This is a genomic window from Bacillus sp. TE9106W (assembly GCF_054062215.1).
The window spans coordinates 257,434-270,978 of the sequence record NZ_JBSSFA010000001.1 but is presented as its reverse complement, the minus strand read 5'-3'; the positions used below and the strand labels follow the sequence as shown (position 1 = coordinate 270,978).

Sequence of the window (13,545 nt, the reverse complement as noted above, 5' to 3'; positions counted from 1 at the left end):
AAAACTGCATGGAGGTTTGAAGAATGGCAGGAGGATCTAGATTCCAACAGAAACAACAAAAACGTCGTCAAAACGGTGTTTTAAATATTGCAATCGCTATTGTACTAGTAGCAGTAGCTATTGTAGCATATCAATTGTTTGTTCCTGATACGAAAGAGCAAGCGTCTTCTAGCGATAAAAAGGTGTCTCAGCAAACAACGAAAGAGAATAAGTCTGAGAAAGCTAAAGGCAAAGAAGAGACGAAGAAGAATGAACAAGAGAAAACAGAGGCTAAGAAGAAAGAAGAAGAAGAGAAGCTAAAGGCTGAAGAAGAACAGAAAAAAGCTGAAGAAGAAGCGAAAGCTAACGAGAAAGTACCAGCTGAAAAAACACAGCCAAAGGCAACTGACGCTTATACGAAATCTTCTTGGAAGCCAGTAGGAACAGAGCAAGGTGCAACACCTGCGATGACGTTTAAAAAAGGTACAGCAGATTGGAATGAGATGAATCAAGCGATTTCAGCTGCAATTGACGTTCCGGTAGAGCAATTAATTATTCATCGAATCGGAAATAACGGTAAGAATAAAGCTTACGGTAACGTACAAGATAAACAATCAGGTAAAAGATATTATGTAAATATTGATTGGGTAGAGAATGAGGGCTGGAAACCAGTACTTGTTCAAACTCTAAACTAAAAAAGAGAAGCTCCTAAGGAGCTTCTCTTTTTTAGTTAGCGTAATTTCTTTAATTTAAAATGAACAACTGCGCTATAATATGGTCTTTTGCTTTCAGGATCCATAACCATTTGATGTGAGATGTGATGAACTTCAAGCATAAGTGCTTTATTATTATCGATTTGTTCACTAATTTTTCGTTCTAAAGAAGCTAAGTCCCCCGCTTCAAAAAATTCTACTTTATCTTCTAACATTTCAAAGGTAAATGACATGAAGACGGCCCCTCTCCTATGTAATCAACTATAGTGTAACAAAGAAAAGAAGGAAATACCATGTACATTTCAATTGACATTTATAGAAAGAGAGAATATCATACTGATAAAACCGATAAGAAAAAGGGGAATTTTTATGGGTACAGAATTTAATGGTTTATTTGATGAGTGGGCTCATACGTACGACTCATTTGTACAAGGCGAAGATATACAATATAAAGAAGTTTTCGCCCATTATGAGGACATTCTAGAGGATGTAGTTAACAAGTCATTTGGTAATGTATTAGAATTTGGTGTTGGTACTGGTAATTTAACAAATAAATTATTACTTGCTGGCCGCACAGTTTACGGTATAGAACCGTCACGTGAAATGCGCATGATTGCAAAAGAGAAATTGCCAAAAGAGTTTTCCATTACAGAAGGTGATTTTCTTTCGTTTGAAGTCCCAACTTCAATTGATACCATAGTAAGCACCTATGCATTTCATCATTTAACAGATGATGAAAAAAATGTAGCGATTGCGAAGTATAGTCAATTGCTAAACAAAGGTGGTAAAATAGTCTTTGCTGATACGATATTTGCAGATCAAGATGCATATGATAAAACTGTTGAAGCAGCAAAACAAAGAGGTTTTCATCAGTTAGCAAACGATCTGCAAACGGAATACTATACACGTATTCCAGTTATGCAGACTATTTTTGAAAACAATGGCTTCCATGTAACGTTTACGAGATTAAATCATTTCGTGTGGGTAATGGAGGCAACTAAGCAATAGAAAGAGGGATTAGATTGAGAATTGCTGTAATTGGAGCAATGGAAGAAGAAGTACGAATTTTACGTGACAAATTAGAACAGGCAGAAACAGAAACGGTTGCGGGTTGTGAATTTACGAAAGGACAATTAGCAGGGCATGAAGTAATCTTGTTAAAGTCTGGTATTGGTAAAGTAAATGCAGCGATGTCAACGACAATTTTATTAGAAAGATATAAGCCTGAAAAAGTAATTAATACTGGTTCAGCTGGTGGATTCCATCATTCTCTAAATGTTGGAGATGTCGTTATTTCAACAGAAGTTCGCCACCATGACGTAGATGTAACAGCATTTAACTATGAATATGGTCAAGTACCAGGAATGCCGCCTGGATTCAAGGCTGATGAAGCATTAGTTGCATTAGCTGAGAAATGTATGCAGGCAGAAGAAAATATTCAAGTTGTAAAAGGTATGATTGCAACAGGTGATTCATTTATGAGTGATCCGAATCGCGTTGCAGCCATTCGTGATAAATTCGAAAATCTTTATGCAGTAGAAATGGAAGCAGCAGCTGTTGCACAAGTATGCCACCAATATGAAGTTCCGTTTGTTATCATTCGCGCACTTTCTGATATTGCTGGTAAAGAATCAAATGTTTCATTTGATCAATTTTTAGATCAAGCAGCTCTTCATTCTACAAACTTTATTGTAAAAGTATTAGAAGAGTTAAAGTAATGTAACAAAAAGGCAACTGTCTCATATAAAGAAAATACATACAGTTGCCTTTTCTTTATTGGCAAATAAGGGGGAGAACACGATGAATGTATATCGTGGAGTTCATGAGTTAATTGGTCATACACCAATTGTGGAAATTACTCGTTTTTCACTTCCAGAAGGGGTCCGTTTATTTGCAAAGCTTGAATTTTATAACCCAGGCGGAAGCGTTAAGGACCGGCTAGGAAGAGAATTAATAGAAGATGCGCTAGAAAAAGGGCTTGTTACAGAGGGCGGAACAATTATTGAACCAACTGCTGGAAATACTGGTATTGGACTGGCACTTGCAGCGTTACAACATGATTTACGCGTCATTGTTTGTGTACCAGAGAAATTCAGTATTGAAAAACAAGAATTGATGAAAGCACTAGGCGCAACGGTGGTGCATACACCGACAGAGCAAGGAATGACCGGTGCAATTGCAAAAGCAAAAGAATTAGTAAATGAAATACCGAATTCATACTCTCCAAGTCAGTTTGCGAATGAAGCAAACCCTCGTGCTTATTTCAAAACACTAGGTCCTGAACTTTGGTCGGCACTTAACGGAGAGATTAACATATTTGTTGCAGGGGCAGGAACCGGCGGTACATTTATGGGGACTGCATCTTATTTGAAAGAAAAAAATATAGATATAAAAACAGTTATTGTGGAACCAGAAGGATCCATTTTAAATGGTGGTAAAGCTGGCTCACATGAAACAGAAGGGATCGGCCTTGAATTCATCCCGCCATTTTTGAAAACATCTTATTTTGATGAGATTCATACAATTTCTGATCGAAATGCATTTTTACGAGTGAAAGAATTAGCACAAAAAGAAGGATTGCTCGTTGGGAGCTCTTCAGGAGCAGCGTTTCATGCAAGTTTACTTGAAGCAGAGAAAGCGGCGCCAGGTACAAATATTGTAACGATTTTTCCTGATAGTAGTGAGCGCTATTTAAGTAAAGACATATACAAAGGATGGGAATAAAAAATGAGAGCAAAGACAAAGTTAATTCATGGTATTCGCATAGGAGAACCTTCAACTGGATCTGTAAATGTACCGATTTATCAAACGAGTACGTACAAACAAGAAGCAGTTGGTAAGCATCAAGGATATGAATATTCACGTACAGGAAACCCAACACGTGCAGCTTTAGAAGAAATGATTGCTGTATTAGAAAACGGTCATGCTGGTTTTGCATTTGGTTCAGGCATGGCGGCTATTACAGCTACGATTATGTTGTTCTCAAAAGGTGACCACGTTATTTTAACAGATGATGTGTATGGTGGAACGTACCGCGTAATTACGAAAGTATTAAACCGCTTCGGTATTGAGCATACATTTGTAGATACAACAAACTTAGAGGAAGTCGAAGAAGCGATTCGTCCAAATACAAAAGCGATTTATGTAGAAACACCAACGAATCCATTACTAAAAATTACTGATATTAAAAAAATATCTACTCTTGCTAAAGAGAAAGATTTATTAACAATTATTGATAACACATTCATGACGCCATATTGGCAGTCGCCGATTTCTTTAGGAGCAGACATTGTACTTCATAGTGCAACAAAATATTTAGGAGGTCATAGTGACGTAGTTGCAGGTTTAGTAGTTGTAAATAGCCCGCAATTAGCAGAAGACCTTCACTTTGTACAAAACTCAACAGGAGGTATTCTTGGCCCGCAAGATAGCTTCTTACTACTTCGTGGTTTAAAAACATTAGGAATTCGAATGGAAGAGCATGAAACGAATTCACGCGCAATTGCTGAGTTTTTAAATAATCATCCAAAAGTAAATAAAGTATATTACCCAGGTCTTGCATCACATCAAAACCATGAATTAGCAACAGAACAAGCAAATGGATTTGGTGCTATTATCTCATTTGATGTAGATAGCGAAGAAACATTAAATAAAGTACTTGAGAGATTACAATACTTTACACTGGCTGAAAGTTTAGGAGCAGTAGAAAGTTTAATTTCTATCCCATCTCAAATGACACATGCATCAATCCCAGCAGATCGTCGCAAAGAACTAGGAATTACAGATACATTAATTCGAATTTCTGTCGGTATTGAAGACGGAGAAGATTTAATTGAAGATTTAGCACAAGCGTTAGCATAGTAAAAATGCACTGCTAGTATAGGCAGTGCATTTTTACCACATTATTTTGTGAAACTTTTCACAAAATAGACAAACACAAATGAAATAAATTCATGTATATTAAGTTCATGAAGTGTTACTCACGAACAAACTTGTGAAATATTTCACAAACAATGAGGTTCATGTAGGAAAGCAACTCTATTTTTTTTGTGCTAATCGGGACTAATTATGACCTATAGGGTCGTATTTAGTCCAATGTAGCAGAATAGGAGGAATTTACATGGTAGTCAAAGAGAAAGTTGTAAATGAAATGCAGGAAGTAAAAGAGATGATTGATACGTTAGTGAATAACGGTCGGAAGGCTTTACAAGCATTAGAAAGTTTTACACAAGAGCAAATTGACAACATTGTTCATGAAATGGCATTAGCAGGTGTTGATCAACATATGCCACTTGCGAAGTTGGCTGTTGAAGAAACAGGTCGTGGGGTATATGAAGATAAATGCATTAAAAATATTTTTGCTACTGAATATATTTGGCATAGCATAAAGAAAGATAAAACAGTAGGGATTATTCACGAAGATCCTCATGAAGAAATAATAGAAATTGCGGAGCCCGTCGGTGTAGTAGCTGGGGTAACACCAGTAACGAATCCAACATCGACAACAATGTTTAAAGCATTAATCGCGATAAAAACGAGAAATCCAATTATTTTCGCATTTCATCCTTCAGCACAAAATTGTTCTATTGCAGCCGCGAAAACAGTATACGATGCAGCGGTGAAGGCGGGTGCACCAAAACATTGTGTGCAGTGGATTGAAAAGCCTTCTGTCGAAGCAACGAAACAATTAATGAACCATGAAGGTATTGCACTTGTTTTAGCAACTGGAGGGGCTGGTATGGTGAAATCAGCTTATTCTACTGGAAAACCAGCGCTAGGTGTAGGTCCTGGTAATGTACCATGTTATATAGAGAAATCAGCGCATATAAAACGAGCGGTTAATGATTTGATTTTATCAAAAACATTTGATAACGGGATGATTTGTGCATCAGAACAAGCAATCATTGTAGATAAGGAAATTTATGATGATGTGAAAACAGAAATGATTGCAAATGATTGTTACTTTGTAACAGAGGAAGAGAGAAGAAAATTAGAAAAGCTTGTTATTAATGAAAATACATGTGCAGTAAATAGTGATATTGTAGGGAAATCCGCACAGTATATTGCCGAATTAGTTGGAATTACTGTACCTAAAAATACAAAAATGCTTGTAGCTGAAATACAAGGCATTGGAGCCGCATATCCACTATCTCGTGAGAAGTTAAGTCCAGTATTAGCTTGTGTAAAAGCAAATTCATTAGAAGAAGGATTTACATATTGTGAAGAAATGTTAAACCTCGGTGGTTTAGGACATTCAGCAGTTATCCATTCTGTAAATAAAGAAGTGCAAAAGCAATTTGGATTACGTATGAAAGCTTGCCGCCTTATTGTCAATGCCCCTTCATCACAAGGTGGAATCGGTGACATATATAATGGATTTATTCCATCACTTACGCTTGGCTGCGGTTCCTACGGGAAAAATTCGGTTTCTCAAAACGTAACAGCGACGCATTTATTAAATATAAAAAGGTTGGCAAATAGAAAAAAGAATATGCAGTGGTTCAAATTACCACCAAAAATTTATTTTGAAAAACATGCGACAGCATATTTAGCAAATATGCCTAACATTTCACGGGCGTTTATTGTAACGGATCCAGGAATGGTTGAGCACGGATATGTAGATACGGTCGCGCATTATTTACGTAAACATGCAAATGATGTGAAAGTAGAAGTTTTCTTTGAGGTTGAGCCAGATCCATCAGATGAAACTGTGTTTAAAGGTGCGGAAATGATGAGAAGTTTTCAGCCTGACGTCATTATCGCACTTGGTGGTGGTTCAGCTATGGATGCAGCGAAAGGGATGTGGCTTTTCTATGAGCATCCAGAAACAACATTCTATGGAATTAAACAGAAGTTTTTAGATATAAGAAAACGCACATGTAAATATCCGGAATTAGGAAGTAAGGCGCAGTTTGTTGCTATTCCAACAACATCTGGAACAGGATCAGAAGTGACACCATTTGCGGTTATTACAGATAAGAAAAATAATATAAAGTACCCACTCGCGGATTATGAATTAACGCCAGATGTAGCAATTGTTGATCCGCAATTTGTAATGACAGTACCACCACATGTAACAGCAGATACTGGGATGGACGTATTAACGCATGCAATCGAGGCATATGTGTCTGTTTTAGCAAATGATTATACAGATGGATTAGCATTAAAGGCCATTGATCTCGTATTTAAATATTTACCAAGAGCATTTAAAGATGGACATGATGAAGAAGCACGAGAAAAAATGCATAATGCTTCTGCAATTGCAGGGATGGCATTTGCAAATGCATTCCTAGGTATTAATCACAGTTTAGCGCATAAAATTGGACCAGAATTCCATATTCCGCATGGACGTGCGAATGCAATTCTTATGCCACACGTAATTCGTTATAATGCTATTAAGCCAAGAAAACATGCATTGTTCCCAAAATATGAGCACTTTGTGGCTGATGAACGCTATGCACATATTGCGAGAATGCTCGGGCTTCCAGCAAGTTCGGCGGCAGAAGGTGTGGAATCACTCGTCAAAGCAATTATTGATCTCGGAAAAAGTTTAAATATAAATATGAGTATTGCGGGACAAGGAGTTGCTAAAGACCAATTTGAAGAGGTTGTTGGATTATTAGCAGAAAGAGCTTTTGAAGATCAATGTACAACAGCTAATCCGAAATTACCTCTCATTTCAGAGCTGAAAGAAATTTATATGAAAGCATATAAAGGTGAGTAATGGTTATGAAAGAGTCGCCATAAAGCGGCTCTTTTTCTTTTGGAAAACATCTCCCAGAATGGCTGTATTTACTTGTCTTTAAGTTTAGTAGAATATGATACAGTGAAATGGAGGAGTGAGAATATAATGAAAGAATTACAAGAGAAAATAGAAGATTATACTCGGTTCGGACAAATTCTTCTCGCTGTAAGTACATTGTTAATGGTTGGCTTATTGATTCCAAATGGAGCAAAAGAAACATCACAACCTTTTGTTATGATGGGGAGCATTGTTATATTTTTAAGTTTATCCTTCTTTTTCTTTCAGCGTGTGAAAGTGATGCGAGACGAGTTAGAGGGAAACGAATGTGAATAATATTGATAAATAGAGCGTTACAAAAAGAAGGAATCTTTTTTGTAACGCTTTTTGTTTTTCTAGAAAATGTATGCGTTTTATATTGACAATGATAATCCTTATCAATTAAAGTAGAATAGTAGTTAATGATTATCATTATCAATTAGAGGTGAAAGAATGAAAAAATCTATTACGCTATTCACAGCGATTTTATCTATTTTTTTCTTATTAATAGGTTGCAGTGCAAAAGGAGACGAAAAAGCATCGGCAACAAAAACAGAAAAAGGAAAAGAGAAAATAGAAGTTACCGACCTATCAGGAAGAAAGGTAACATTCGATAAAGTGCCAGAGAGTTTTGCAACATTAAGTATGGGAGACATGAATATTATTCGTGCTTTAGGTGGAAAAATTGTAGGTCGTCCAGATACAAAAATAACTCTTCCAGAAGATATAAAGAAAATACAAGTAATCGGGAATGCACATCAGCCAAATTTTGAGCAAATTGCTAGCTTAAAGCCTGATGTACTTATTGCTAACAATGGATTTCAAAAGAACATTCCAACGGTGGAAGGACAAGGAACGAAAGTAATGATTTCTTCTGCGAATTCTGTACAAGATATTCAAAAGAATATTGAGCTATATGGAACGATAATGAAGAAAGAAGATAAAGCAAACGAACTTAATGAAAAAATTAATGATCAAATGAAGAAATATGAGAAACAAAGCGATGTGAAAGCATTGCTAGTGTATGGAGCACCAGGTACATATTTAGCCGCATTACCAACCTCTTTATCAGGTGATATTTTAGAAAAGACAGGCGGAAAAAATATCGCTGCTGATTTTCCAGAAATGAAGGAATATCCGCAATATGCGCAGCTAAGCGTAGAACGCATTATTGAGGCAAATCCAGATGTGATTTATTTAATTACACATGGAGATCCAAATAGCGTTAAAAAAGCATTTGAAGGTGAAATGATGAAAAATGAAGCATGGAAAAATTTAGATGCAGTAAAACAAAATCGTGTAGTTATTTTGCCATCTGACTTATTTGGATCAAATCCTGGAACAAAAGTTACAGAAGCGATGGACTTTATGTATAAAAGTATACAAGATGTAAGGAAATGATAAGTATGGAAAGTAGTGAAGTAGTAAGGGAAGAGGAACATCCTTTTGCGAAAAAAAGATGGATCATAGCAGTTAGTTTAGTTATATTAACGATTTTAGGTCTTTTTTACGGCCTTTTCGCAGGAAGCTTATCCTTTTCTTTACGAGATATTCTAACAGGGATACAAGATGAAGGGTCGACAGTTCATCGAATTGTATGGGACCTTCGTATACCAAGAGTGCTCGTTGGATTTATAGTAGGAACATGTTTAGCTGCATCAGGTGCATTATTACAAGGAGTTATGAGAAACCCTCTTGCAGACCCCGGTATTATTGGGGTTTCATCTGGAGCAGGCCTTGTAGCAATCGTAATTATGATTTTATTCCCTCAGCATATGGCTTTTTTACCGCTCGGGGCGTTTTTAGGAGCTTTCATAACGGCGATGATCATTTATGCTTTATCATGGCAAAAAGGGGCGCCACCTTCAAGAATTGTCTTAGTAGGCGTGTCAATCAATGCATTAATTGGTGCAGCGACATCAGCGTTAATGTTATTGCATAGTGACAAAGTACAGTCCGTGTTACCGTGGTTAGCAGGTGGCATTGGTGGTGTGAGCTGGGCACATTTAAACATGATTATTTATTATGCAATATTCGCTATTATATTGGCTTTCTTTGGTATCAAGCATATTCGAGTATTAATGCTTGGAGATGAAATGGCGAAATTATTGGGTCATAACGTGGAGAGAAGCCGGTTTTATTTAATAGTAGTAAGTACATTATTAGCTGGAATTGCGGTGAGTGTTTCTGGTCTTATTGGATTTGTCGGTCTCGTCGTACCACATATGTTACGTTTATTAGTTGGGAATGACTATAAATATTTACTGCCATTATCATGCCTTGGCGGAGGCATATTACTTGTTTTCGCAGATGCGATAGCTCGAAGTTGGTTCGATCCAATTGAATTACCTGTCGGTATTTTATTATCCTTCTTAGGCGGTCCGTTCTTCTTATATTTAATTCATAGGGGAGGCAAGCAACGTGATTTCCGTTAACAAAGTGTTTTACGCACATTCCGAAAGATTTCAAATGCAAAATATGAATGTACATATTAAAGCTGGAGAGGTCGTTAGTTTAATTGGACCGAATGGGTCAGGGAAATCTACTTTGCTTCGTTTAATGGCAAGACTACTTAAACAGAGCGAAGGAGATATCGTTTTAGATGGAAAAAGTATTCATACGATGAAAAGTGCCGATGTAGCGAAGCAATTAGCGATGTTACCACAAATGCATGATCATCAATTAGATTTAACAGTGAAAGAATTAATCGAATTTGGAAGAGGCCCTCATAAATCATGGAGAGGTCGCTTAAATAAAGAAGATGAAGAAATTGTTGATTGGGCATTGTCTGTTACAAATCTTGAAGGGTATGAATATCGTCTTTTACAATCTTTATCAGGAGGAGAAAGACAACGCGCTTGGATTGCAATGACGCTAGCACAACGTACGAACGTCTTATTATTGGATGAGCCAACAACTTTTTTAGATATCGTTCATCAGTTGGAAGTAATGGAACTTGTGAAACGACTAAACGAGGAATTTGGTATGACAATTATAATGGTTTTACATGATATTAACCAAGCGGCTCAATATAGTGATCGTTTACTCGTATTAAAGCGAGGGAAGCTTCAGTATGATGGTGTACCAGAAGAAGTGTTATGTCATGAAATGTTTCAACATGTATTTGGCATAGATGTAGATATTTTTCAAGGAAGCGAAAAGCCATTTTTTACACCGAAACGAATTTCTAAAAAAGGAGGAGCAAAATGCGAACAGAAGAACGTGTTACCACTGAGTTAGTAAGAGAATTTGTTATGGCAGCTCACGGAGATTTAGAAAAAGTACAAGAACTGTTGGCTGAATCGCCAAGTTTACTTCATGCCTCTTACAATTGGGGCGGATCAGATTGGGAAAGTGCGTTAGGAGCAGCGGCACATGTAGGGCGTAAAGATATTGCTCTTTACTTATTAGAAAAGGGTGCTCGAATGGATATTTTCGCGGCCGCTATGCTGGGGGAATTAGAAGTTGTACAAGCTATTTTAGTAGCACAACCAGAAGCATTACGTGCATCTGGTCCACATGGTATTTCTCTTCTTCAACATGCACGAATGGGTGGAGAAAAAGCACAGCGTGTATTTGACTACTTAACGGTGCTTTCTTACTGACCGCCAAAGTTCTTATGTGCGGTAAACTTTTCACTTTTATATAATTGGAAAGTTTACCGCCCGTTAGAACGGGATAAGTATCTAGTGTATTTGAAAATCCTACCCCCCCCTCAATTGTAGTTTTCTTTATGCTAGTTATGATATGGATGCAGTAGACAATATTTGTCTACTGCCTTTTTTAAATTCTTTTGGGATTGAATATTCTGTATTTCAATGTTAGTTCATTTATAATAGATAGTAACATTTAGTATGGATACAAGACGTGAGCGTGTAATTAAGTACAAATTCGTGGGAAGGAGTGCAGAAATGTTTCATACAGATCGTTTACAAATTCGCAAATATACAATGGATGATTTACAGTTCTACGCTTCACTATGGGGAAATGAGAAGGTAATGCGTTATATTGGAAATGGGACGTTAAAAACATATATGCAGTGTAAAAAAAGTTTGGAGGAGTGGGTGATTCCTAGCTATAAAAACGGTCTCGGTTTATTTGTATTAATTGAAAAGGAAACGGGAATACGAATTGGTCATGCAGGATTAGTGAAGCAACAAATAGATGGAAAAGAGGAAATTGAAATTGGTTATTGGTTATTACCTCAGTATTGGGGAAAAGGGTATGCGAAAGAAGCAGCAGCAGCATTTCGAGATTATGGCTTCCAAGCGTTACGAATGAATAAATTAATCTCTCTTATTAATCCGGACCACCCCGCCTCAATCTTTGTTGCCAGAAAAACAGGGCTTAGTTATGAGAAAACAACTTCATTTCATGGGATCGATGTTCTCGTTTATTCTATTAGGCGTGTTGGATGAAAAAAGGTAAATTGCATCTTTTGAAGAATGGTATATAAAAATAAAGGGGGGATTACATGTACATTTATCATAATGGACTTATTATTCGTGAGGGAACGAATGGTGTACCTGCATATGCAATTAAGACTTTATTTGAAGATGCCGGTTGGAGCAATGATAATATCCCTTCTTGGCAAATTGAAAAATTTACGATAGCATTTGAAAATTCAACATGGGCATTCACAATTTGGGATGAAGAAGAGATGATTGCGATGGTTAGAGTCATTTCTGATGGAATCATGGTCGCAAACATAGTAAATTTAGTTGTGAAATGTGAATATAGAGGGAAGGGATTAGGTAAGAAACTTGTCGCTCTTTGTTTGCAAAAATTGCCACATGGTGACTGGTTTGCGCATACTTCTGCGAGTAATTTTGATTTTTATAGAAGTTGTGGTTTTGAGGTGAGAGAGTTATCGAGAAATGGAACATGTGCGTACTATGGATATCAAATAGCCAAAAAAGAGGGGCACCGATAAGGAGAAAAAGTAGAACAGAAAAAGGCTTACTATTTTAATAATATAAACTGAACTAAGATTCATTTTATGATAAAATGAAAGAAAATTCTGTTTATTATTAGGGGGATAAAAATGAGTATAAAAGTTGGGGATGTATTTAAATACGAAAGAAGATTTACTGAGGAAGAGGTTTTTGAATTTGCAAATATTACAGGGGATAAAGGTAGGCATCATATGGAATATGATGAAAATGGACGTTTAATGGTTCATGGTTTATTGACTGCTAGTATTGGAACGAAAGTAGGCGAAGAATTACATTACATAGCAAGAGAATTAGTAAGTGAGTTTATTAGACCAGTTTTTGCAGGAGATACAATCACTTGTGAATTAACTTTAACGAATGTTGAACAGATGGAAGGATACAAAAAGGTTTCAATCGAATCAGTTTATCGTAATCAACACGAAAAGACTGTACTAGTTGGGACAAGCTATGGAGTTATAAGAGGATAAAAAGAAGCCTGATTTACAGGCTTCTTTTTTGTTTAATAAACACGTTTTCGATTTTCAGCATGACTAGAGATGAGTAATAAGGCAGTTTCTTCTCCTATATTACGAACGATATGAGGAACACATGCATTCCAGGAGAAAGAATCCCCTTCTTCTACAATTGCAACATCTTCTCCGTGTTGAACTTCTAGTTTTCCGCGTAATACAAGGTGACATTCTTCTCCTTCATGGGCATTTGGTGTGTTTTCTTTCGGAAACCCAGCAGGAATTTCTACGAGATTGAGGCGAAGGCCACCTTGCTCTGCAACATGTTCAATTCTTTGTTCATCTTTTCCATATACACTATATTTACGTTCTCCCTTTTTGACAACTTTCAATCGATCTTTTTGTTCTAACAATAAATAGGGAAGAGGAACGTTTAAAAAATTGGAGATCGTTTCTAAAGTTGAGATAGATGGTGATGTTTTATTATTTTCAACCTGACTCATAAACCCTTTAGAAAGACCTGTCCCCTCACAAATTTGTGCAATTGTTATGCCTCTACGTTGACGAATTTCACGTATTGCAGAACCAATATTCATAAAATCAAGCTCCTTTTTGTAAACAACTATTTGTATCATAGCAAAAAAAATATATATTTTCCCAGTGAAAAT

Annotated in this window: 16 protein-coding genes; 14 read left to right on the top strand and 2 right to left on the bottom strand. The window is 36.6% G+C overall.

Going from position 1 to position 13,545, the window contains the following annotated elements:
- Positions 1-23 precede the first annotated feature (23 nt).
- On the top strand, positions 24-674 hold the full coding sequence (locus ACVWY7_RS01560) for a YrrS family protein (protein ID WP_000897111.1): 651 nt from the start codon (positions 24-26) through the stop codon (positions 672-674).
- Between the two features lie 35 nt (positions 675-709).
- Here ACVWY7_RS01560 and ACVWY7_RS01555 read toward each other — a convergent pair whose 3' ends face one another.
- A complete protein-coding gene (locus ACVWY7_RS01555; protein ID WP_000010984.1) occupies positions 710-925 on the bottom strand; it encodes a YrzA family protein in 216 nt (71 codons plus the stop codon).
- Between the two features lie 136 nt (positions 926-1,061).
- On the opposite strand from ACVWY7_RS01555, the gene ACVWY7_RS01550 reads away from it, so the two are divergent.
- From ACVWY7_RS01550 to ACVWY7_RS01490, 13 genes are all read left to right on the top strand, one after another.
- Complete coding sequence (locus ACVWY7_RS01550) at positions 1,062-1,700, top strand: class I SAM-dependent DNA methyltransferase (protein WP_000536327.1); 639 nt, start codon at positions 1,062-1,064, stop codon at positions 1,698-1,700.
- Positions 1,701-1,714: 14 nt separating this feature from the next.
- Positions 1,715-2,410 carry a 5'-methylthioadenosine/S-adenosylhomocysteine nucleosidase gene (gene mtnN, locus ACVWY7_RS01545; RefSeq protein WP_001217039.1) on the top strand — a complete coding sequence of 232 codons (696 nt, stop codon included), beginning with the start codon at positions 1,715-1,717 and terminating at the stop codon, positions 2,408-2,410.
- Between the two features lie 82 nt (positions 2,411-2,492).
- On the top strand, positions 2,493-3,416 hold the full coding sequence (locus ACVWY7_RS01540; RefSeq protein WP_001103859.1) for an O-acetylserine dependent cystathionine beta-synthase: 924 nt from the start codon (positions 2,493-2,495) through the stop codon (positions 3,414-3,416).
- Positions 3,417-3,419: 3 nt separating this feature from the next.
- Positions 3,420-4,553 (top strand): bifunctional cystathionine gamma-lyase/homocysteine desulfhydrase, encoded by a 1,134-nt coding sequence (locus tag ACVWY7_RS01535; protein WP_001201906.1) that lies wholly within the window; start codon positions 3,420-3,422, stop codon positions 4,551-4,553.
- Between the two features lie 259 nt (positions 4,554-4,812).
- Positions 4,813-7,416 carry a bifunctional acetaldehyde-CoA/alcohol dehydrogenase gene (adhE, locus tag ACVWY7_RS01530; RefSeq protein WP_000260480.1) on the top strand — a complete coding sequence of 868 codons (2,604 nt, stop codon included), beginning with the start codon at positions 4,813-4,815 and terminating at the stop codon, positions 7,414-7,416.
- Between the two features lie 126 nt (positions 7,417-7,542).
- Complete coding sequence (locus ACVWY7_RS01525) at positions 7,543-7,770, top strand: YrhC family protein (protein ID WP_000661442.1); 228 nt, start codon at positions 7,543-7,545, stop codon at positions 7,768-7,770.
- Positions 7,771-7,926: 156 nt separating this feature from the next.
- The gene (locus ACVWY7_RS01520; protein WP_000748472.1) at positions 7,927-8,874 is read left to right on the top strand and encodes a helical backbone metal receptor; all 948 of its coding nucleotides are present in this window, start codon (positions 7,927-7,929) and stop codon (positions 8,872-8,874) included.
- A gap of 5 nt (positions 8,875-8,879) precedes the next feature.
- Entirely contained in the window at positions 8,880-9,908 is a 1,029-nt protein-coding gene (locus tag ACVWY7_RS01515) for a FecCD family ABC transporter permease (protein WP_000445949.1), read from the top strand.
- Positions 9,895-10,713: an ABC transporter ATP-binding protein gene (locus ACVWY7_RS01510; RefSeq protein ID WP_000626545.1), complete on the top strand. Its 819-nt coding sequence runs from the start codon at positions 9,895-9,897 to the stop codon at positions 10,711-10,713. Before ACVWY7_RS01515 ends, ACVWY7_RS01510 begins: the two co-directional genes overlap by 14 nt.
- Positions 10,680-11,078, top strand: a complete 399-nt coding sequence (locus tag ACVWY7_RS01505) for an ankyrin repeat domain-containing protein (protein ID WP_001258470.1) — start codon at positions 10,680-10,682, stop codon at positions 11,076-11,078. Before ACVWY7_RS01510 ends, ACVWY7_RS01505 begins: the two co-directional genes overlap by 34 nt.
- A gap of 249 nt (positions 11,079-11,327) precedes the next feature.
- Positions 11,328-11,891, top strand: coding sequence for a GNAT family N-acetyltransferase (locus tag ACVWY7_RS01500; RefSeq protein ID WP_116869394.1), 564 nt, complete (start codon positions 11,328-11,330; stop codon positions 11,889-11,891).
- 56 nt (positions 11,892-11,947) lie between these two features.
- Positions 11,948-12,406: a GNAT family N-acetyltransferase gene (locus tag ACVWY7_RS01495; RefSeq protein ID WP_000276116.1), complete on the top strand. Its 459-nt coding sequence runs from the start codon at positions 11,948-11,950 to the stop codon at positions 12,404-12,406.
- Between the two features lie 111 nt (positions 12,407-12,517).
- The gene (locus tag ACVWY7_RS01490; RefSeq protein ID WP_000025005.1) at positions 12,518-12,895 is read left to right on the top strand and encodes a hotdog family protein; all 378 of its coding nucleotides are present in this window, start codon (positions 12,518-12,520) and stop codon (positions 12,893-12,895) included.
- A 32-nt stretch (positions 12,896-12,927) separates the two neighbouring features.
- Here the strand turns inward: ACVWY7_RS01490 and ACVWY7_RS01485 are convergent, their stop codons facing one another.
- Positions 12,928-13,473 carry a helix-turn-helix domain-containing protein gene (locus ACVWY7_RS01485; RefSeq protein ID WP_001020695.1) on the bottom strand — a complete coding sequence of 182 codons (546 nt, stop codon included), beginning with the start codon at positions 13,471-13,473 and terminating at the stop codon, positions 12,928-12,930.
- Between the last annotated feature and the right edge of the window lie 72 nt (positions 13,474-13,545).

Excerpts from the sequence above, each read along its gene's own strand:
- ACVWY7_RS01560 (WP_000897111.1), top strand. The coding sequence starts at position 24 with ATGGCAGGAGGATCTAGATTCCAACAGAAACAACAAAAACGTCGTCAA.
- ACVWY7_RS01555 (WP_000010984.1), bottom strand. The coding sequence starts at position 925 with ATGTCATTTACCTTTGAAATGTTAGAAGATAAAGTAGAATTTTTTGAA.
- ACVWY7_RS01550 (WP_000536327.1), top strand. The coding sequence starts at position 1,062 with ATGGGTACAGAATTTAATGGTTTATTTGATGAGTGGGCTCATACGTAC.
- ACVWY7_RS01540 (WP_001103859.1), top strand. The coding sequence starts at position 2,493 with ATGAATGTATATCGTGGAGTTCATGAGTTAATTGGTCATACACCAATT.
- ACVWY7_RS01535 (WP_001201906.1), top strand. The coding sequence starts at position 3,420 with ATGAGAGCAAAGACAAAGTTAATTCATGGTATTCGCATAGGAGAACCT.
- adhE (WP_000260480.1), top strand. The coding sequence starts at position 4,813 with ATGGTAGTCAAAGAGAAAGTTGTAAATGAAATGCAGGAAGTAAAAGAG.
- ACVWY7_RS01525 (WP_000661442.1), top strand. The coding sequence starts at position 7,543 with ATGAAAGAATTACAAGAGAAAATAGAAGATTATACTCGGTTCGGACAA.
- ACVWY7_RS01520 (WP_000748472.1), top strand. The coding sequence starts at position 7,927 with ATGAAAAAATCTATTACGCTATTCACAGCGATTTTATCTATTTTTTTC.
- ACVWY7_RS01515 (WP_000445949.1), top strand. The coding sequence starts at position 8,880 with ATGGAAAGTAGTGAAGTAGTAAGGGAAGAGGAACATCCTTTTGCGAAA.
- ACVWY7_RS01505 (WP_001258470.1), top strand. The coding sequence starts at position 10,680 with ATGCGAACAGAAGAACGTGTTACCACTGAGTTAGTAAGAGAATTTGTT.
- ACVWY7_RS01500 (WP_116869394.1), top strand. The coding sequence starts at position 11,328 with ATGGATACAAGACGTGAGCGTGTAATTAAGTACAAATTCGTGGGAAGG.
- ACVWY7_RS01495 (WP_000276116.1), top strand. The coding sequence starts at position 11,948 with ATGTACATTTATCATAATGGACTTATTATTCGTGAGGGAACGAATGGT.
- ACVWY7_RS01490 (WP_000025005.1), top strand. The coding sequence starts at position 12,518 with ATGAGTATAAAAGTTGGGGATGTATTTAAATACGAAAGAAGATTTACT.
- ACVWY7_RS01485 (WP_001020695.1), bottom strand. The coding sequence starts at position 13,473 with ATGAATATTGGTTCTGCAATACGTGAAATTCGTCAACGTAGAGGCATA.